The 19193-nt window shown below is 57.7% G+C and carries 16 protein-coding genes and 3 tRNA genes; 12 read left to right on the top strand and 7 right to left on the bottom strand.

Annotated features, from left to right (window positions below; all coding sequences use genetic code 11):
- Nucleotides 1-400 precede the first annotated feature (400 nt).
- Genes petA through AB1A64_RS16880 form a run of 3 tightly spaced genes read left to right on the top strand, consistent with a single transcriptional unit; the run spans nt 401 to nt 3135 of the window.
- Complete coding sequence (gene petA, locus AB1A64_RS16890; RefSeq protein WP_366552481.1) at nt 401-985, top strand: ubiquinol-cytochrome c reductase iron-sulfur subunit; 585 nt, start codon at nt 401-403, stop codon at nt 983-985.
- Nucleotides 986-1000: 15 nt separating this feature from the next.
- A complete protein-coding gene (gene petB / locus AB1A64_RS16885; protein WP_366552480.1) occupies nt 1001-2332 on the top strand; it encodes a cytochrome b in 1332 nt (443 codons plus the stop codon).
- A gap of 17 nt (nt 2333-2349) precedes the next feature.
- On the top strand, nt 2350-3135 hold the full coding sequence (locus AB1A64_RS16880) for a cytochrome c1 (protein ID WP_366552479.1): 786 nt from the start codon (nt 2350-2352) through the stop codon (nt 3133-3135).
- Nucleotides 3136-3508: 373 nt separating this feature from the next.
- On the opposite strand, the gene mtaB is transcribed toward AB1A64_RS16880, so the two are convergent.
- Together mtaB and dapF are read right to left on the bottom strand one after the other, a co-directional pair.
- Entirely contained in the window at nt 3509-4765 is a 1257-nt protein-coding gene (mtaB, locus tag AB1A64_RS16875; protein ID WP_366552478.1) for a tRNA (N(6)-L-threonylcarbamoyladenosine(37)-C(2))-methylthiotransferase MtaB, read from the bottom strand.
- Nucleotides 4762-5604 carry a diaminopimelate epimerase gene (dapF, locus tag AB1A64_RS16870; protein WP_366552486.1) on the bottom strand — a complete coding sequence of 281 codons (843 nt, stop codon included), beginning with the start codon at nt 5602-5604 and terminating at the stop codon, nt 4762-4764. Before dapF ends, mtaB begins: the two co-directional genes overlap by 4 nt.
- Before the next feature lie 211 nt (nt 5605-5815).
- On the opposite strand from dapF, the gene AB1A64_RS16865 reads away from it, so the two are divergent.
- Nucleotides 5816-5891: transfer RNA gene (locus tag AB1A64_RS16865), tRNA-Lys, on the top strand.
- Nucleotides 5892-6614: 723 nt separating this feature from the next.
- Here the strand turns inward: AB1A64_RS16865 and AB1A64_RS16860 are convergent.
- Nucleotides 6615-6690, bottom strand: a tRNA-Thr gene (locus tag AB1A64_RS16860).
- Between the two features lie 335 nt (nt 6691-7025).
- On the opposite strand from AB1A64_RS16860, the gene AB1A64_RS16855 reads away from it, so the two are divergent.
- From AB1A64_RS16855 to arsJ, 3 genes are read left to right on the top strand one after another with little or no spacing between them, the layout of a single operon-like run.
- Complete coding sequence (locus AB1A64_RS16855) at nt 7026-7859, top strand: helix-turn-helix domain-containing protein (protein WP_366552477.1); 834 nt, start codon at nt 7026-7028, stop codon at nt 7857-7859.
- Nucleotides 7856-8854, top strand: coding sequence for an ArsJ-associated glyceraldehyde-3-phosphate dehydrogenase (locus tag AB1A64_RS16850; protein WP_366552476.1), 999 nt, complete (start codon nt 7856-7858; stop codon nt 8852-8854). Before AB1A64_RS16855 ends, AB1A64_RS16850 begins: the two co-directional genes overlap by 4 nt.
- Nucleotides 8851-10116 (top strand): organoarsenical effux MFS transporter ArsJ, encoded by a 1266-nt coding sequence (gene arsJ / locus AB1A64_RS16845; protein WP_366552475.1) that lies wholly within the window; start codon nt 8851-8853, stop codon nt 10114-10116. The genes AB1A64_RS16850 and arsJ overlap by 4 nt, the downstream gene beginning before the upstream one ends.
- Nucleotides 10117-10172: 56 nt before the next feature.
- Here arsJ and AB1A64_RS16840 read toward each other — a convergent pair.
- Nucleotides 10173-10249: transfer RNA gene (locus tag AB1A64_RS16840), tRNA-Arg, on the bottom strand.
- Between the two features lie 115 nt (nt 10250-10364).
- Here AB1A64_RS16840 and AB1A64_RS16835 point away from each other — a divergent pair.
- Nucleotides 10365-11390, top strand: coding sequence for a LacI family DNA-binding transcriptional regulator (locus tag AB1A64_RS16835; protein ID WP_366552474.1), 1026 nt, complete (start codon nt 10365-10367; stop codon nt 11388-11390).
- A 46-nt stretch (nt 11391-11436) separates the two neighbouring features.
- Nucleotides 11437-12600 carry a crosslink repair DNA glycosylase YcaQ family protein gene (locus AB1A64_RS16830; protein ID WP_366552485.1) on the top strand — a complete coding sequence of 388 codons (1164 nt, stop codon included), beginning with the start codon at nt 11437-11439 and terminating at the stop codon, nt 12598-12600.
- Between the two features lie 3 nt (nt 12601-12603).
- Here AB1A64_RS16830 and AB1A64_RS16825 read toward each other — a convergent pair whose 3' ends face one another.
- On the bottom strand, nt 12604-13302 hold the full coding sequence (locus AB1A64_RS16825) for a fumarylacetoacetate hydrolase family protein (RefSeq protein ID WP_366552473.1): 699 nt from the start codon (nt 13300-13302) through the stop codon (nt 12604-12606).
- 541 nt (nt 13303-13843) lie between these two features.
- Nucleotides 13844-14278 (bottom strand): homoprotocatechuate degradation operon regulator HpaR, encoded by a 435-nt coding sequence (hpaR, locus tag AB1A64_RS16820; protein ID WP_366552472.1) that lies wholly within the window; start codon nt 14276-14278, stop codon nt 13844-13846.
- Nucleotides 14279-14513: 235 nt separating this feature from the next.
- On the opposite strand from hpaR, the gene AB1A64_RS16815 reads away from it, so the two are divergent.
- Nucleotides 14514-15926 (top strand): pyridoxal-dependent decarboxylase, encoded by a 1413-nt coding sequence (locus AB1A64_RS16815; RefSeq protein ID WP_366552471.1) that lies wholly within the window; start codon nt 14514-14516, stop codon nt 15924-15926.
- A 10-nt stretch (nt 15927-15936) separates the two neighbouring features.
- Nucleotides 15937-16707, top strand: a complete 771-nt coding sequence (locus AB1A64_RS16810; RefSeq protein WP_366552470.1) for an HpcH/HpaI aldolase/citrate lyase family protein — start codon at nt 15937-15939, stop codon at nt 16705-16707.
- Between the two features lie 4 nt (nt 16708-16711).
- Here the strand turns inward: AB1A64_RS16810 and AB1A64_RS16805 are convergent, their stop codons facing one another.
- Complete coding sequence (locus AB1A64_RS16805) at nt 16712-17854, bottom strand: DUF3095 domain-containing protein (RefSeq protein WP_366552469.1); 1143 nt, start codon at nt 17852-17854, stop codon at nt 16712-16714.
- A gap of 142 nt (nt 17855-17996) precedes the next feature.
- Between AB1A64_RS16805 and AB1A64_RS16800 the strand changes: the two genes are divergently transcribed.
- The gene (locus AB1A64_RS16800) at nt 17997-19169 is read left to right on the top strand and encodes an MFS transporter (protein ID WP_366552468.1); all 1173 of its coding nucleotides are present in this window, start codon (nt 17997-17999) and stop codon (nt 19167-19169) included.
- Nucleotides 19170-19193: the final 24 nt, after the last annotated feature.

The raw sequence follows: 19193 nt of genomic DNA, 5'->3' as shown, positions 1-19193 counted from the left end.
GTTATAAAATATACATTTTTAACTCAGTTTTTAATTGGTCACACATTCCAGCAAAGTGGAATCTAGGGAGGCAGAATCTGGGCTAAATATTGCCCGATGCTCGCTTTCTTGCGGGGCAAATCCCGGTTCTGTGTGCCGGTTTCACCCTCGGCATGCCTCATCCGAATCACATGGGTAGCAAGTTTGGACAGGCGGCGGTTTTTCCCGCTTAAATCCGCCCCCATCTTGAAAAAATACCCCGTCGTTGTGACATGAATGCCCTGTTGAGGCGTCCTGCGCGCCTATGACCGCTGGACGAACCGATTTCTCCCGGCTAGATAGCCGCGATGAGACGCCGCTTTGATGCGGTGCTGATGCATGTTTGCCCGCAGCCGCGGGCGCCGGAATCGGAGAAAACCTCGTGTCCCACGCAGAAGACCACGAAGGCACCCGCAGAGATTTCCTCTACTACGTCGCAGGCGGCGCAGGTGTCGTTGCGACGGGTGCAGCCGTATGGCCCCTGATCAACCAAATGAACCCATCGGCGGACGTTCAGGCGCTGTCCTCGATTCGCCAGGACGTCAGCGGTGTCGAGCCGGGCACGCAGCTGACCGTCAAATGGCTGGGTAAGCCTGTATTTATCCGTCACCGTACCGGTGCTGAGATCCAAGAGGCTCAGGAACAGGACGCCGAAGGCGTAGATGCACTGCCTGATCCGCTGGCGCGCAACTTCAACCTGCCCGCCGATGCGCCCGCAACGGATGCCAACCGCGTGATGCCGTCGCCCGAAGGCGAAGCGCCCGGCGCATGGATTGTTCAAATGGGCGTTTGCACCCACTTGGGCTGTGTCCCTCTGGGCGATGCGGGTGATTTCGGTGGTTGGTTTTGCCCCTGCCACGGATCGCACTACGATCTAGCCGGACGAATTCGCAAAGGCCCCGCACCTGAAAACCTGCCCGTTCCGCCCGTTGAATGGGTGGACGCCAGCACCATCAAACTCGGCTAAGGGAGACCCAAACTTATGTCCGGAATTCCCCACGATCATTACGAGCCGAAGACAAACGGCGAGAAGTGGCTAAACAGCCGCCTGCCCATCGTCGGTCTGTTATATGACACCCTCATGATCCCCACACCAAAGAACCTGAACTGGATGTGGATCTGGGGCATCGTGCTGACCTTCTGTCTCGCACTGCAAATTGTCACCGGTATCGTTCTGGTGATGCACTATACTCCTCACGTTGATCTGGCCTTTGCCAGCATCGAGCACATCATGCGCAACGTGAATGGCGGCTATATGCTGCGCTACCTGCACATGAACGGCGCGTCGCTGTTCTTTGTTGCGGTGTACATCCACATCTTCCGCGGCCTGTTCTACGGCTCGTACAAAGCCCCGCGTGAGATCACGTGGATCATCGGGATGCTGATTTACTTGATGATGATGGGCACTGCCTTCATGGGCTACGTTCTGCCTTGGGGGCAGATGTCCTTCTGGGGTGCAACCGTGATCACCGGCCTGTTTGGCGCGATCCCGTTCGTGGGTGACGCGATCCAGACCTGGCTGCTGGGCGGACCCGCAGTGGACAACGCCACGCTGAACCGCTTCTTCTCGCTGCACTATCTGCTGCCATTTGTCATTGCGGCACTGGTGATCGTGCATATCTGGGCCTTCCACACCACCGGCAACAACAACCCAACGGGTGTTGAAGTGCGCCGTGGTTCGAAAGCCGAGGCCGAGAAAGACACGCTGCCGTTCTGGCCGTACTTCGTGATCAAGGACCTGTTCGCACTGGCTGTGATCCTGGTCGTGTTCTGGGCGGTTGTCGGATTCATGCCGAACTATCTGGGCCACCCCGACAACTACATCGAAGCCAACCCGCTGGTGACGCCTGCACACATCGTGCCCGAATGGTACTTCCTGCCGTTCTACGCGATCCTGCGTGCCTTTACCGGTGAAGTCTGGGTTGTGCAGTTCGCCAGCTTCATCACCGGAGGCATCATCGACGCCAAGTTCTTTGGTGTGATCGCGATGTTCGGTGCGATCCTGGCCATGGCGTTGGCACCCTGGCTGGACACGTCGACCGTGCGTTCGGGTAAGTACCGTCCGTTGTTCAAATGGTGGTTCTACCTGCTGATCATCGACTTCTTTGCCCTGATGTGGCTGGGTGCGATGCCCGCGGAAGAGCCCTATGCGACCTTCTCGCTGATCGCGTCCGCCTATTGGTTCGCTTATTTCTTCGTGATCCTGCCGATCCTTGGCGTGATCGAGAAACCTCTGGCTCAGCCCGAGACCATCGAAGAAGACTTCAACGCGCATTATGGCAAGGCTGACGCCGACGCCACGCCGGCCGAGTAAGAAGAGGGACCGGAAACATGTTCAAGAAACTTGCAATCGGTGCCGCGTTTGCCATCGCTCTTACCCCTGCTGCGTCTTTCGCGGCAGGCGGCGGCGAGCAGCATATCGAGGACTTCCACTTCTCGTTCGAGGGGCCGTTTGGCACCTGGGATCAGAACCAGCTGCAGCGCGGGCTTCAGGTCTATACCGAGGTTTGCGCGGCTTGCCACGGCCTGAGATACGTGCCCCTGCGCGATCTTGAAGCGCTGGGCTATTCGGAAGAAGAAGTCATCGCATATGCGGCGGGCAACTTCGAAGTGTTCGACCCCGAGCTGGACGATTTCCGCCCGGCCATCCCAACCGATCACTTTCCGGCCAATGACGGCGTTGGCGCACCGGACCTGAGCCTGATGGCCAAGGCCCGTGCGGGCTTCCACGGTCCTTATGGTCTGGGCATCAACCAGTTCTTCAAAGGCATGGGTGGCGCGGAATACATCGCGTCGCTGCTGGATGGCTATACCGGTGAGGAAAAAGAAGAGGCCGGCACGATCCTGTACGAAAACACCGCCTTCCCCGGTGGCTGGATTTCGATGGCACCGCCGCTGGCCGAAGATCAGGTGGAATTCGCCGATGGTCACCCGGCCACGGTCGAAGCCTTGTCCGAGGACATCTCAGCCTTCCTGATGTGGACCGCCGAGCCGAAGATGATGGAGCGTAAATACTCGGGCTTCGTTGGTGTCATCTTCCTGTCGCTGTTGTCGGTGCTGCTGTATCTGGTCAACAAGCGCCTGTGGGCAGGTGTGAAAGGCAAAAAGACCGTCTGATCGCGCTTATCCAATGATTTAGAAAGGCCCGGTGCTCAGCGCCGGGCTTTTTTGTTTAAGTGCCTCGAATGCTACACTTGAACCATCCCGTGTTGTTTCAAGGGCCGTGTATTCTTCTAGCCGATCGACTATTTTAGACTTTTCTTGGATGAGTGCGCCATGAAAGCTACAGGCCACCACACAACTATGTAGAGGTATGCAAGATAGCGGATTTTAGTTATGGGCAGGTGTTGAGGAAAGAAAACAACCCAAATAACAAACAAAATCCAGATTATACTAAAAATAGCAATCGCCCTGTTAATCGATTTCCGTTCCTCATCAGAATCCATTTTATCTGCCATATTCAGGTGTCCGTCGTTGGGCTGGTTCTGGCTCAGACAGTCAGTTGTGTGTCTGAGCGACCGAAAATTTTGGCCGTCACGATCTGCCCTTCGGTTTGAGGTGCTCCGAACGAGACCTCAGTGAATTGCTCGGTGCGGCCCATATGCGGGTTTTCCATAAGGATGTGATGGGTTTTGCCGACCTGGGCATTCAAATGCTTTGCGACCTGAACTTCACCCGCGGCGCGCAGCCGGGCGGCACGGTCCTTGACGATTTTCCCGTTGATCTGCTGCGGTATGCGGGCCGCTGGCGTGCCTTCCCGCTTGGAATAGGGGAAGACGTGCAGCCAAGTCAGATCGCAGTCGGTGACCAGTTTCAGCGAGTTCTCGAAATGGGCCTCAGACTCGGTCGGGAAGCCCGCGATAATGTCGGCGCCAAAGGTCATCTCGGGGCGCAGTTTGCGGGCCTCTTCGGTAAAGCGGATGGCGTCATCGCGCAGGTGACGGCGTTTCATCCGTTTCAGGATCAGGTCGTCGCCGTGCTGTAGCGACAGGTGAAGATGCGGCATCAGCCGGGGCTCGGTGGCAATCGCCTGCATCAGGTTCTCATCCACTTCGATCGAGTCGATGGAACTGATACGCAGACGCGGCAGGTCGGGCACCAGTTTCAGGATACGCATGACTAGATCGCCCAACTTGGGCTCTGCGGGCAAGTCCGCCCCCCACGAGGTCAGGTCAACGCCGGTCAGAACAACCTCGTTATAACCGCGGTCCACCAACCGCTTGATTTGATCCACCACCACGCCCGCAGGGACGCTGCGTGAGTTACCGCGGCCATAAGGAATGATGCAGAAGGTACAGCGATGGTCACAGCCATTCTGGACCTGCACATAAGCGCGCGAGCGGGTGCCGAATCCGTCAATCAGATGTCCCGCTGTCTCAGTCACCGACATAATGTCGTCGACCTGCACAGCCTCGGTCTCACCGATGAGATCCGCGGCCATGCCTTTCCAGGTGTCCGGCTGCATCTTTTCGGTGTTGCCGATCACCGCATCGACCTCCTCCATCCGGGAAAAGGTCTCGGGTTCGGTTTGCGCGGCACAGCCCGTCACGATCAGCCGCGCGTCGGGGTTTTCACGGCGCAGCTTGCGAATCTCTTGCCGGGCCTTGCGCACGGCCTCAGCCGTCACAGCGCAGGTATTCACCACCACCGCGTCGGTTAGACCTGCCTGTTGCGACAGCTCTTTCATCGCCTCGGTCTCATAGGCGTTCAGGCGACAGCCGAGCGTGGTGAATTTGGGCGCGCTCATCCCAGCGAACCCAGAAATTCCGGGGTCAGAGTGCCCGAGAGCACATGGCAGGTCGGACCGGTCATCCAGACCCCATCTTCGCGCCAGTCGACCCAGATGGTGCCACCGTCCAGGTCAATCTGCACCTTGCGCCCGGTCAGACCAAGACGGGCAGCAGCCACAGCCGTCGCGCAAGAGGACGAGCCAGAAGCCAGCGTGATTCCCACGCCCCGCTCCCAAACACGCATGCGGATGTGGTCCGGTCCGATGACCTGCGCCACCTGCACGTTGGTGCGCTCAGGGTACAGCGGGTGATATTCGTACCGCGCGCCAAATTCTTCCAGGGGAATCGCCTCGGCGTTTTCGACAAAGAACGTGCAATGGGGATTACCCATGCCGGTCGCGGTCGGAGTACCCTCGATCGGCAATTCCAGTGTGCCAACCTCTTCGGCCAGCGGAATCTCGTGCCATTCCAGCTGCGGTTGCCCCATGTTCACCGAGGTCATGCCGTCCCCGGCATCGCAGGCAAAAAGCGTGCCGCGTTCGGTGGTCAGCGTCAGTTCCGATTTGCCGCTTTCTTCCATCAGGAAACGGGCGATACAGCGCGTGGCGTTCCCGCACGCCGCTGAGGTCGACCCGTCGGCGTTATAAAACACCAGATGCGCATCTGCGTTACCGTTTTCTATCACGGCCAGCTGGTCGAAACCCACGCCAAACTGTCGGTGCCCGATTCCCCGAGCAAGCGCAGGCGAAATCTCAACACTTTGCGCGCGCGCATCTACAATGACAAAGTCATTGCCAAGCCCGTGCATCTTCATGAAGGGCAAACCAGAGGTCATCATTCGTTGCATGGCGCGCATATAACCATGCGCTTGAAAGGAATCCACCCTGCGATGCAGATTCCTGAAAAAAGGGGTTGACCCCCCCGCGTCACCTCCCTAATTAGGCCGCCTATCGGGACGCCGGAAACAAGTTAAGTGACGGCGAAACGAGGTGCAAAATAAGGGCTTGAACCCGGTCGGGAAAATACCTTAGAGAGCGCCACGGATCGAACAGATCCAACAAAAGAGTGGGCCGTTAGCTCAGTTGGTAGAGCAACTGACTTTTAATCAGTGGGTCGCAGGTTCGAATCCTGCACGGCTCACCACTTTTTCAATTTAAGTCAAGAACTTGCGCCACAGGTGAAGTTTGATCTGGAAGACGTGCTTGTCAATGTCCGTCTTGTGTCCGCAGCTTCGGTCTCCAATAACATAGGTACTGACAAGGCGAACTAGTGCAGACTAGTTCAGATCCATGTGCAGGCTGTGAGCAGTATTGTCATTTGATGATTTCAGACTGGTGTTGACCAGCCAGACAATCTGGATTTGATTGCACTAAAAATAGGGACATGTAATGCGTGCACCACCAAATCCGGAGCAGCTAGAGGTAAGTCAGTCTATTTAGGGGCCGCTGCTAGTTGTGGCAGGACCGGGATCCGGCAAGACGTTTTGCTGCGAGTGAGAAACTTCCTGATCTTCTCAATAAGAACTTTTGCACGATCAAAAGGATGCAGCTTTCGCCAATAATCTGATCTGCTTTGAAATAGTTTTTCACAGTTGTCGGTAAGGTTGGCATTTAGCGGGAAACCACGTTCATAGCCCCTGAAAGCCGCCGAGATAAATCGAGATTGGGTTCGACACTAACATTGCGGATGATGTTTCAGACGGGCTACAAACATATTTCCCGGCTTGCTGCACTGAATAACTACCCATCCTCGCCTTCTTACAGGAATAAGTGGTGGTGCTTCTAATTCAATCACTGGAATCAGGTGAGCAAACGGTGCGAACAAACGAATTCGTGAAAGCGGTTTGGCCTGAGGGTTAGGATAAACTGGTGCCGCTGAAGGGACTCGAACCCCCGACCCCATCATTACGAATGACGTGCTCTACCAGCTGAGCTACAGCGGCTTTCTGGACCTTACTATGGCCCTGTTAATTCTCTACCCCTTTGCCTCGAACTCTTTGGTTTCACAAGTCTTTCTCGCGGGGGTCCGCTAATTACGAAGGACCTACTTTACCAACTGAGCTATCGAGGCAAGCGAGGGTTCATTTAAACGGTCGGGGTGGTACGCGCAAGCCTCCTTCTTTTTGGTTTCCCCGTGCTTTTTGCTCCCGTTTGGGGAAGCGGTGCTGTTGGCTGCTCGGGCCCAAGCGTGAACATTCACTGACAACAAATGTGAATTTTTTGTAACGGTGCAGGTTAGGGATTGTTGTTTGTGTATTATTTCGATATTTCATGAAATATGATAAATCGAATAACAAACCAACTCGCTGTCCTTGGCCACCCGCAACGTATTTCGGTGTTTCGCATATTGATGCGACGCTTTCCTGACACTGTTCCGGCGGGTGAATTGGCGACAGAGCTGGATATCAAACCCAGCACTCTGTCGAACTATCTGAACGCCTTGCAACGATCCGGGCTGGTGACGCAAAAGCGGACGGGGACCTCTTTACTCTATTCGGTTGAAATGAAGAACGTGCAGAACATGCTCGGCTTTCTGCTGAACGATTGCTGCCGTGGCCGTCCTGATATCTGCATGCCGTCTGAGCCTGCGATTGGCGCAATGACGGGTCGGAAATTCAACGTCTTGTTTATCTGCGTCGGGAACTCGGCGCGTTCCGTTATTGCCGAGACCCTGCTGCGCGACACCGCAGGCGACCGGTTCAACGTCTACTCGGCCGGGACAAAGCCCTTTTCCGAACTGAACCCAGTTGCGATGCAGGTGCTTGGTGACAAGGGCCACGATACCTCGGCCTTGCGATCCAAAAACGTATCAGAATTCTCGGGCCCCGACGCGCCCGACTTGGATTTCGTGTTTACCGTTTGCAACAAGGCCGCCAACGAAGAATGCCCGGCCTGGGAAGGCCAGCCGATCAGTGGCCATTGGGGCATGATGGATCCGGTCAAGGCTACCGGTACGGATGCCGAGAAAAGTCTGGCCTTCCAGAACACCTATGGTGCGCTCAAGCGCCGGATCGAAGCCTTCACCTCTTTGCCGGTCGAAAGCCTCGACCGGATCGCATTGCAATCTGCTGTCGATGACATCGGCAGAACGCCCGTCGAGGAAGAACAATGACAACTTACGCACTGAACGGTCTGGGCCGGATGGGAAAGCTGGCGCTGAAACCATTGCTGGAAAAAGGCGCCAAGATCGCTTGGATCAATGATGCGGTGGGTGACCCTGAAATGCACGCGCATCTGCTGGAGTTTGACACCGTGCATGGCCGCTGGGACGCCAATTTCGAGCATGACGCAGAGAGTGTCACGATCAATGGCACACGCTTGCCTTTTATTGGCACCAAGGACCTGAATGCGCTTCCACTGGACGGTGTCGATGTGGTGATCGACTGTACTGGCGTATTCAAGACCGAGGCCAAGCTGGCCCCTTTTTTCAAGGCTGGCGTGAAAAAGGTTGTCGTTTCGGCCCCGGTCAAGGATGGACCGACTGCCAATATCGTCATGGGCGTCAACGATGCCACCTATGACCCGACCAAACACCAGATCGTCACTGCGGCCTCATGCACCACCAACTGCCTGGCGCCGGTGGTCAAGGTGATCCATGACAACCTCGGCATCCGCCACGGCTCGATGACCACAATCCACGACGTGACCAACACGCAAACCATTGTGGATCGACCGGCCAAAGACTTGCGCCGCGCGCGCTCGGCGTTGAATTCGCTGATCCCGACCACCACCGGATCGGCCACTGCAATCACGCTGATCTACCCGGAACTCACGGGGCGGCTGAACGGCCACGCGGTGCGGGTGCCGTTACTGAACGCCTCGCTGACCGATTGCGTGTTTGAAGTCGAGCGCGAGACGACCGCAGAAGAGGTTAACGCCCTGTTCAATGCCGCCGCCGAAGGGGACCTGAAAGGCATTCTGGGTTATGAAACGCGGCCCTTGGTGTCGACCGACTACACCAATGATACACGCTCTTCGATCGTGGATGCGCCGTCGACCATGGTGGTGAACGGAACGCAGGTAAAAATCTATGCCTGGTACGACAATGAAATGGGTTATGCGCATCGCCTGGTGGACGTTGCCCTGATGGTTGGGTCGGGGCTGTGACACAACGGCCCGAAGGTCTGTCGGCCTATATCGCGGTCACAGCCGCCTATTGGGCGTTTATGCTGACCGACGGTGCGTTGCGCATGTTGGTGCTGTTGCATTTTCATTCGGTAGGCTTTTCCCCGATACAACTGGCCTATCTGTTTGTTCTGTATGAGATCGCAGGGATCGTAACCAATCTGACGGCGGGCTGGATCGCGGCGCGGTTCGGGTTGACCTCGACGCTTTATGCCGGTCTGGGACTGCAGGTTCTGGCCTTGCTGGCGATGACGCAACTGGACCCGAACTGGACCATCGCAGCATCGGTGACCTTTGTGATGATGGTGCAAGGGGCCAGCGGCGTGGCCAAGGACCTGGCCAAGATGTCCTCGAAGTCTTCCGTGAAACTGCTGGCACCCACCGAGGGGGGCGGGCTGTTTCGTTGGGTTGCGGTGCTGACCGGATCCAAGAATGCGGTGAAAGGGCTGGGCTTTCTGCTGGGTGCGGTGATGTTGGCCACCTTGGGATTCATGATGGCGATCCTGATTATGGCCGCAGTTCTGGCACTGATATTGATTGGAGTAATACTGTTCATGCCCGCAGGTCTGCCCAAAGGGCGCAAGGGGGCAAAATTCTCCGAGGTGTTCTCGAAATCCGCCAATGTGAACTGGCTTTCGGTGGCGCGTGTCTTTCTTTTTGGCGCCCGAGACGTGTGGTTCGTGGTCGGCATCCCAATCTATTTCTACGCCGTGCTGTCCGACGGTACCCAAGAAGGAAACCGCGCGGCCTTTTTCATGATCGGTACCTTCATGGCGGTTTGGGTGATCTTGTATGGCGCTGTTCAAGCCAGCGCGCCCAAGATACTGCGCGCCAGTGAACGCAGCGAAGCAGACCTGATCCGCGCCGCCCGCAGCTGGGCCGCAGCTTTGTTTTGCGCACCTGCCGCATTGACAGTTGCGGTGCTGTTCTCTTCAGGCCCCGAAACATGGTTAACCGCCACGCTGGTGCTGGGCCTGCTGCTGTTCGGCGCGGTTTTCGCAGTCAACTCATCGCTGCATTCCTACCTGATCCTAGCCTTCACAAAATCGGAACGGGTGACGATGGATGTCGGATTTTACTACATGGCCAACGCAACGGGCCGCCTTGTTGGCACCGTCCTGTCCGGGCTGACCTATCAAATCGGAGGTCTTTCCCTGGTCCTGGGCACGGCCGCCGTGATGGTGGCACTGGCAGCGTTGGCATCGGGCAAGCTGACCGATCAAACTGCTGACGCCTATACTTGAATGTCGTCGCACACTAACTGACCGCCCGGCCGCCTATAGCTGTGTTTCAGCAAATTTGGCGACCCCGGCAGGATTCGAACCTGCAACCTGCCCCTTAGGAGGGGGCTGCTCTATCCAGTTGAGCCACGGGGCCGCGCAAGGCTCTCTGTAACCCGGTTTTTTCAGGTTGTCATGACCTTTGCACAACAGTTGTAAATCAAGTCCCGTTCACGCTACCATCGGGCAAAACAACAGTGCAGGTGCCCTCCGTGACCACAGAAACAAAACGTCCGCTTACCCTTCGTGATGTATCCGAAGCGTCAGGGGTGTCCGAAATGACGGTCAGTCGGGTCCTGAGGAACCGGGGTGACGTATCCGATGCCACCCGCACCCGCGTTTTGGCTGCTGCAAAGGAACTGGGATATGTGCCCAACAAGATTGCAGGCGCGCTGGCTTCCAGCCGCGTAAATCTGGTCGCGGTAATCATTCCTTCTCTGTCGAACATGGTCTTTCCCGAGGTTCTAACCGGTATCAATCAGGTGTTGGAAGACACTGAATTGCAGCCTGTGGTCGGCGTTACCGACTATATGCCCGAGAAAGAAGAAAAAGTCCTGTACGAGATGCTCTCGTGGCGGCCGTCGGGTGTGATCATCGCGGGACTGGAACATACCGAAGCCGCCCGCGCAATGCTGGATTCAGCCGGAATTCCGGTGGTTGAGATCATGGATACGGACGGCAAACCGGTGGACGCGATGGTCGGCATCTCGCACCGCCGCGCCGGGCGCGAAATGGCCGCTGCGATCCTGAAAGCGGGCTATGAACATATCGGTTTCATGGGCACCAAGATGCCGTTGGATCACCGCGCGCGGAAACGTTTCGAAGGCTTCACCGAAGTGCTGGGCAAAAACGGGATCGAGATCGAAGATCGCGAGTTCTATTCCGGTGGATCGGCCCTGGCCAAAGGGCGCGAGATGACGCAGACCATGCTGGATCGTTCACCCGACCTGGATTTCCTGTATTATTCCAACGATATGATTGGTGCTGGTGGATTGCTGTACTTGCTGGAACAGGGCATCGACATACCGGGACAGATTGGTCTGGCCGGGTTCAACAATGTTGAATTGCTGCAGGGGTTACCACGCAAGCTTGCCACGATGGATGCCTGCCGTCTTGAAATCGGGCGCAAGGCGGCCGAGATTATCGCCGCACAATTGGCCGATCCGAATACCGAGGTCGACACGCGTCTGACACTGACTCCCAAAATCAGCTACGGCGACACCCTGAAGCGGCGCTAAAACCGTGGCGCGGCGGCTGGACAACAAAACGGCCCGCGCATTGTTTATGGATCACCATGCGCTGGCCGAACCACCCTCGGGCGGGGCCAAAGGTGCGGATTTGTTGGATTTGATCCACCGTCTGGGATTTGTTCAGCTGGACAGTATCAATACCGTGGCGCGCGCCCATGACATGATCCTGTATTCGCGCAGGCCATCCTATCGCACCAAAAACCTCAAACAGCTTTACGAACGTGACAAGGCGCTGTTCGAACATTGGACTCATGACGCTGCTGTCATCCCGATTGAGTTTTACCCCCATTGGCATCTGCGGTTTCAACGTGATGAGGCCTTGTTGAAATCCCGCTGGAAAAACTGGCGCCGGGACGGGTTTGAGCAGCAGTTTGCCACTGTCCTGCAACATATCCGCGACCATGGCCCGGTGTCGTCCTCGGATGTGGGCAAGGACGAGAAAAAGGGCTCGGGCGGTTGGTGGGATTGGCACCCATCGAAAACAGCGCTTGAGTTCCTGTGGCGGTCGGGCGCGCTGACCGTGGTTGGCCGCAATGGGTTTCAAAAGCGATACGATCTGACCGAGCGGGTCATCGAGACACATCTGTGTCCTGGCAACATGCCCTGCAACGCAGAGGAGACCGTGGACTGGTTGTGCAACGCAGCGTTGGACCGGCTGGGATTTGCCACACCCGGAGAGCTGGCGGCATTCTGGGATACGGTCAGTGTTGCCGAGGCCAAAGACTGGTGCACTAAGGGTCTAACACAGGGCATTCTGGAGGAAATAGAAGTCACCTGCGCCGATGGAAGAGCCCGGAAGTTGCTCGCCCGCCCGGATTTGGCCGAGAAAGACCCGCCTTCCCCGTCCAGCCGCATTCGCGTGCTTAGCCCCTTTGACCCGATGCTGCGCGACCGCAACCGCGCGGAACGTCTGTTCGGGTTCCATTATCGGATTGAGGTCTTCGTTCCTGCCGCCAAACGGACCTATGGCTATTACGTGTTTCCGCTGCTGGAAGGCGACCGATTGATTGGCCGGATCGATATGAAAGCCCAGCGTGACCGTGGCATTCTGCAAATCAACGCGTTATGGCCGGAGCGATCCGTGCGCTGGTCCGACGCGCGGACACGCAGGCTGGAGGCCGAGCTGGACCGCGTCCGACGGTTTGCTGGGTTGGACGGTGTTGAATTCACAACCGATTGGCTAAAAGACCCCAAATAGGGTCTATTCTGAATCCGTCTGCGTCAATTGGATCGGCTGCAACCCGTCAATCCCCCCTTCGATTACATCGCCAGCCTGCACTGGACCAACACCGGCGGGTGTCCCCGTCAAGATCAGGTCACCCGGACGCAGATGGTAATATCCAGACAAATGGCTGATGATTTCGTCGACCTTCCAGATCAGTTCGCTCAGCGTGGCATCCTGACGAATGTCGCCGTTCACGCTTAGATGAATGCGTGTGTTGTCTTGCGGTGACCACTCCGCAGCCGAGGTCAGGGACGCAAACACTGCCCCGGCCTCAAGGTCCTTACCCAGATCCCAGGGTCGCTGTTTGTTGCGCTCTCGGATTTGCAGATCGCGCCGGGTCATGTCCAGGGCACAGCCATAGGCATAGACGGCGTCCCAGGCCTGCGCACTGGTGGCGCGGAAAACGGGCTTGCCGATGGCTACGACCAGCTCCATCTCGTAACGAAAAATCTCGGTCCCCGGTGGGTATGGCACAGACGCATCAGTCAGGACTGCGTTTGGCGCGGATTTGGTGAAATAAAAGGGGGCTTCGCGGTCGACCTCATGCCCCATTTCAGCGGCATGAGCGGCATAGTTGCGGCCCACGCAGAAAATCCGCCCCGCCGGATAGGCCACATCCTGCCCCTGCATCGGAATCACAACTGGATCGGGAAGAGAAAACAAATGGTCTGGCATGGCAGCCCCCTAATCTAACCGCCAGCGCGCATCATAATGCGGTGAACCGCGGGAACAAGTCGCCGCTTCTCGCGATACCGGCTGAATTCACTGCAATTTTACTGAGCTATCGGCAAGCCCTGGCCGACAGCTGTTCACAATCTGGTCGGCGGACTTGGAAAACGCTCAGACAGCTCTAAGTTGAAAGATGGCTGGGTAACGAGTGCTGGCAAATCGGGGTGCCGCGCTCTCTGACCGCCACTCACAGTTACGGCGGGGCCCCAAGCACCCGCCGCCACGTCAAGACACCCCATAGGGTCCCGCATCACGCGGCGTTATCGGGTGCGAATATTTCAGAGAACTATGGTCAAAGGCGTTACCCCCAATGTCTTTGGCACAGAGAGCCAGTTTCTTTTTTGATTGGCGCGTTCTCTGAATTGCGGGTCGGACCGTCGGGAACTATCCGTCGCAACCGGCCTCGGGCCAGGCATATAATCCAGTACACGTCTGGCCGCCCCGTCAGAGATAGCACCTGTCTCTGGCGGGGTTCGTATTTGGGGTGTCACGATTCCAGTTCGCGCAAATCGTTCAGCAGGTCCAACAGGGCCTCATGCCGGTCGGGCCCAAGCTTGACGCGCAGATCCTCGGCCAGATGGATGGTTAACTGAATATTGTCCTGGATAATCTGCTTTCCTTCGGCTGTGATGTCGACGATCTGGCGGCGCTTGTCACAAGGGTGCGCACTCCGCAGGATCAGGCCTTTGACCTCAAGCTTTTGCAGAATGCGGGTGAGGCTAGGCAACAACAGGCAGGCACGGTCCGCAATATGGGTCGGCTCTTGCGGGCCTTCCTCGTTCAGGACACGCAGCACGCGCCATTGCTGTTCGGTCACACCAACATCCGCCAGCATCTTGCGAATGGGTCCCATGACCCGTTCCCGCGCCCGCAGCAACGCAATGGGCAATGAACGTGACGTCAATGGTACATCATTGGTCATACCAAATTCTTGCCGAATTCCGCCGACACTGCAACGGGACAAACGGTTTTTCCGGCTGTTCTTACCTATTTAGCCCTAAATAGACTCTTTCCGATGGGTTATTTTCACAGGGTTGTCATTTTGTGGTGAAGTGAAGGATCGAAAGATCGTTGACCTTCTGCGCGCGTTGCCCATCACTATCAGCAGGACAAAACCAGCCCGGGGTAACCCGCGCCATACAATGCTGAGGATAGCGATGAAATGGGATGAATTCTCGGACTGGGGCAAGAAAATATCCGAATGGGCACAGGATTATCACCTGACCGTGGGGGACAAACCAGTGCGCGCCCAGACCGAACCCGGAGAAGTTTTCAGCGCCCTGCCCGCCCATCCACCGGAACAGGCGCAGGCGATCGAGGACATTTTCCGCGATTTCGAAGATATCGTGATGCCCGGCATTACCCATTGGCAGCACCCCCGGTTCTTTGCCTATTTTAACTCGAACGCCTCAGCCCCTTCGGTTCTGGCCGAGTTTCTGGCCAGCGCCATCGCACCGCAATGTATGCTTTGGCAAACATCGCCCGCCGCGACCGAGATGGAGACGCGGATGATGGACTGGCTGCGGCAAGCACTGGACCTGCCCGAAGAGTTTGCCGGTGTCATCCAGGATTCCGCTTCGTCTGCAACGCTGGCCGCTGTGCTGACCATGCGGGAAAAGGCGTTGAACTGGCAGGGCAATCGTCAGGGACTGTTCGGCCAGAAATCGCTTCGTGTCTATTGCTCGGCCGAGGTCCATACCTCGGTGGACCGCGCCATATGGGTGGCGGGGATTGGGCAGGACAATCTGGTACGTGTTCCGATCAAGGGAGATTGGCGCGGGATGGATCCTGTAGCGCTGGATAGGGCAATTCAGGCTGATTTAGACTCTGGTTTCCAACCTGCCGGTGTCATTATGTGTGTTGGTGGCACCGGAACCGGTGCCACCGATCCGATCGATGACTGTTTGAAGGTGGCGCAGAAATACGGGCTCTATACGCATGTGGATGCGGCCTGGGCCGGGTCGGCGATGATCTGCCCGGAATACCGCCATTATTGGCCCGGTGTGGATCAGGCCGACAGCATTGTGTTCAACCCTCATAAATGGCTGGGTGTGCAATTCGACTGCTGCGCGCATTTCCTGAAAAACCCGGGTGATCTGGTGCAGACGTTGGCGATCAGTCCAGAATTCCTGAAAACTCATGGCAAGGACGGGATCATCAACTATTCGGAATGGTCCGTACCGCTGGGCCGCAGGTTCCGGGCGCTGAAACTGTGGTTCGTGATGCGCGCCTATGGGTTGGAGGGGCTGCGCGAACGGCTGCGCAACCATGTGAACTGGTCCGTCGACCTGCATGACCGGCTGGCGGCCGAGCCGGATTTCCAGATTACCACGCAACCAATGTGGTCATTGTGGACGTTCCGCTATGCGCCTGAAGGGCACCCCGATCTAGACGCGCTGAACTTGCGGCTGGTCAATGCCATCAACGACGATGGCCGTATTTACCTGACCCAAACCCGTGTTGACGGAGTTATGGCAATTCGCTTTCAGGCCGGTCAGTTCGAAACCACCGAAGACGACGTTCGAATGGCCTATGATGTCATCACCGAAATCGCGCGCTCACTAACCTAAAGGTTCCGTCATGTCTGCACCAAACAACACCTTCAAACAGGCTCTGATCAACGGAGATCGCCAAATCGGTTGCTGGAGCAGTTTTGCCGAACCCATCGCAACCGAGATCATGGGCACCGCCGGATTCGACTGGCTGGTGATCGACGGTGAACATGCGCCGAATGACATCCGTTCGATACGCGATCAGCTTATGGCGCTGGCCGCCAGCCCCTCGCATCCGGTGGTACGCGTGCCAGTGGGGGAAACGGCGAAGATCAAGATGGTGCTGGATGTGGGGGCGCAGACTATTCTGGTACCGATTGTAGAAAGCGCCGAACAGGCACAGGAATTGGTCCGCGCCTGTCGTTATCCGCCCAAAGGCCTACGCGGTGTCGGTGCAGGGGCCGCACGGGCGACTGGCTATGGGTCCGTCACGGATTACATCAAGACGGCGGACGCACAGATTTGCCTGCTGGTACAGGTGGAAAACCGCGCCGGGATGGCAGCGCTGGACGATATTCTGACGGTTGACGGTATTGATGGTGTGTTCATCGGCCCGGCGGACCTGTCCACCGACATGGGCTATCAAGGCAACAGCGCCGCGCCCGAGGTGCAGGCCACCATCGCCGATGCCATCACCCGTATCAAAGCAGCCGGTAAGGCACCTGGCATTCTGGGCACCAATGATCAGGCAAGCCAGACCTATATGGACATAGGCGCGCAGTTTCTGGCAGTGGGAATTGATGTGATGCTATTGGCGCAGGCGGCGCGGGCACTGGCGGCCAAGTGGAAAGCGAAGTAGCGCCTTAGCCTCGCATCCCGGCAGCGGCCTGCGCGTAACCGCCCGAAGCGCCGTCCACGAAATGCACGTGATCATCGCGTGTGGCCGAAGGCACAAAACAGGTCATCATCGCCTCATCCTGCGCGTGCAGACCATAGCGAACCTTGCCGTGTCCCCGCGCTTGTTCCAGTATCATGCGGATCTGCGATAAGGTGGCCGGATCGCAATCCAGCGTCATTTTCAACCCGTCATCGAATTTGCGGAAATCGGCATTGCGACTGACCATGTGTTTGTAATGCTCGGGGTCGAACTGACCCAGTCGCTTACCGGTCTTGAACAGCAGCGCAATCAGCAGATTTTGCCCCAAAAGTTTGAGTTTCTGCGCAAACAGGTTGCGCCCGGCCCGTGACACACGCGCATCGAGCGCGACATCGGGGGGCGGCCAACTGATCGGTGGACCGTTTTCCGGCACCGGGTGGCCAGCGCGCTCTAACCGATCGGCTGCGGACAGGACGGATTGGGCCAGATCGGCAAAATCGCTTTCGGTGGCTTTGGATGTCGGCTGCACCACGACCGAGACGATCATTCCATGCCGCGCCCTGCTGTTGGACCAGCGACAGGACAGGCCAGTCAGGTCGGGCTGCGCGCCGGGATCTGCGGCCGGCACTTCGAACTGACCCTTTTTCATCTGCGCCTCGGCCCAGGCCAGCCCGCCACCTGAAAACATGGCGTAGTCCACTCCGTCCGACGGCGCATAGCGTGCCACACGCAGGTCTTTGCCCGCCATTCTAATTTCGGACACAGGCACCAAGGCCCCGCGCAGAGTAATCCCAAACTCTTCGCCCGCCCAGCGCCGAAGCTGGGCCAGGACCGTTCGAGCCGTGTCAACCGCGCTGGCGGGTATGGCGAAACCGGCCCCGTCGCCGCCGAAAACATAGGGAAACTCCTGCCCCTTCAACCCGTTGATCATACCCGAGATCACTGCCGCGCCGACCATGTTGACGGTTTTGTAGCGCCCGTTGGCAATCTCGCCAGTGGAATCAACGATATCGGCCACGCCCAGCGCCCAGTCATCCGGCACAGCGGTAAACCGCGCAGGCTGAGCCAGTCGAGTAAAGTCCCGCTGCAGGGGAAGGCTGTCATAAAAGGCGGCCTGGGCGTCTTTCATCTGCACCTCGGGGTGATGGGTAAATAGTTAGATAGACCGAATGTGAACGCTGTCCGGTGAAAACAGTATAGCACACGCGCTTGTGTGGCGCATCGTGACGTGCGAAGCATTTCCGCGCAGGCTGGGGTAGAAGGGACGAAAAATGAAGGCAGGTCTGGTGGTCTTGTGCCTGGGCTATGTGCTCAGCCAGTTTTTTCGCGCCTTTCTGGCGGTTCTCAGCGTTGATCTGAGCCGCGATATCGGTGCCACTCCCGAGGATCTGGCCTTTGCCTCGGGTCTTTGGTTTCTGATCTTTGCCGCGATGCAATTGCCGGTAGGATGGGCGCTGGACCAGGTCGGGCCGCGCCTGACCTCGGCCGTTCTTTTGCTGGTCGGCGGCGCAGGCGGCGCAGCCTTGTTTGCCGTGGCCCACACGCCGTTTCACATCGCCATCGCCATGGGGTTGATCGGGGTCGGATGCTCGCCTGTACTTATGGCGTCTTATTATATTTTCGCGCGGGAATACCCGCCTGCCCGCTTTGCCACGTTGGCCGCCGTGATGTTGGGGGTTGGATCGGTCGGCAATCTGGTGGCCTCGTACCCCACTGCGCTGGCGGTCGAACTGGTTGGATGGCGCGCGACGATGTGGGTGCTGGCGCTGTTTTCGGGGGCCATCGCGCTGGGTATCTGGTTCACCGTACATGACCCAAAACGGGTCGAGACCGAGCACAGGGGGTCAGTGCTGGACCTGCTGAAAGAACCCGCGCTTTGGACAATCCTGCCCTTGATGCTGGTCGCCTATGCTCCCTCGGGGGCCACGCGCGGGCTGTGGGCTGGGCCGTACTTGAGCGATATATTTAACCTTAGCACCACTCAGATCGGGACGGCGACCCTGATCATGGGTGCGGCGATGATTGCAGGCACATTTGCGTATGGCCCGCTGGACCGGTTGCTGGGCACGCGGAAATGGGTGATTTTCGGCGGCAATGCGATGGGCGCGGCGGCAATAGCAGCGCTGTGTCTGTGGATCGACAGCGCGGTCTGGGTTTCGGTGCTGCTGATGGCGTTGTTCGGTTTTCTGGGCGCCAGTTTTCCGGTCATCATGGCGCATGGCCGCGCCTTTGCCCCACCCCACCTGGTGGGGCGCGGCATGACCTTGCTGAACCTGTTTGGCGTCGGCGGTGTGGGGCTGGCGCAATTCGTCACCGGACGCCTCCACGCGGCCACAGTGGACATCAGTCCGACCGCACCCTACACAGCGATATTCGGCTTTTTCGCGGTCGCGCTTGCCATCGGTTGCGTGATCTATCTATTCAGCCGCGACAGCATAGACTGATCCCGCCTCGGATCATCGGGTATG

The sequence above is a fragment of the Ruegeria sp. ANG10 genome (assembly GCF_040705255.1).
Classification (GTDB): Bacteria; Pseudomonadota; Alphaproteobacteria; order Rhodobacterales; family Rhodobacteraceae; genus Ruegeria.
This window is presented reverse-complemented; position numbering and strand designations above follow the sequence as displayed.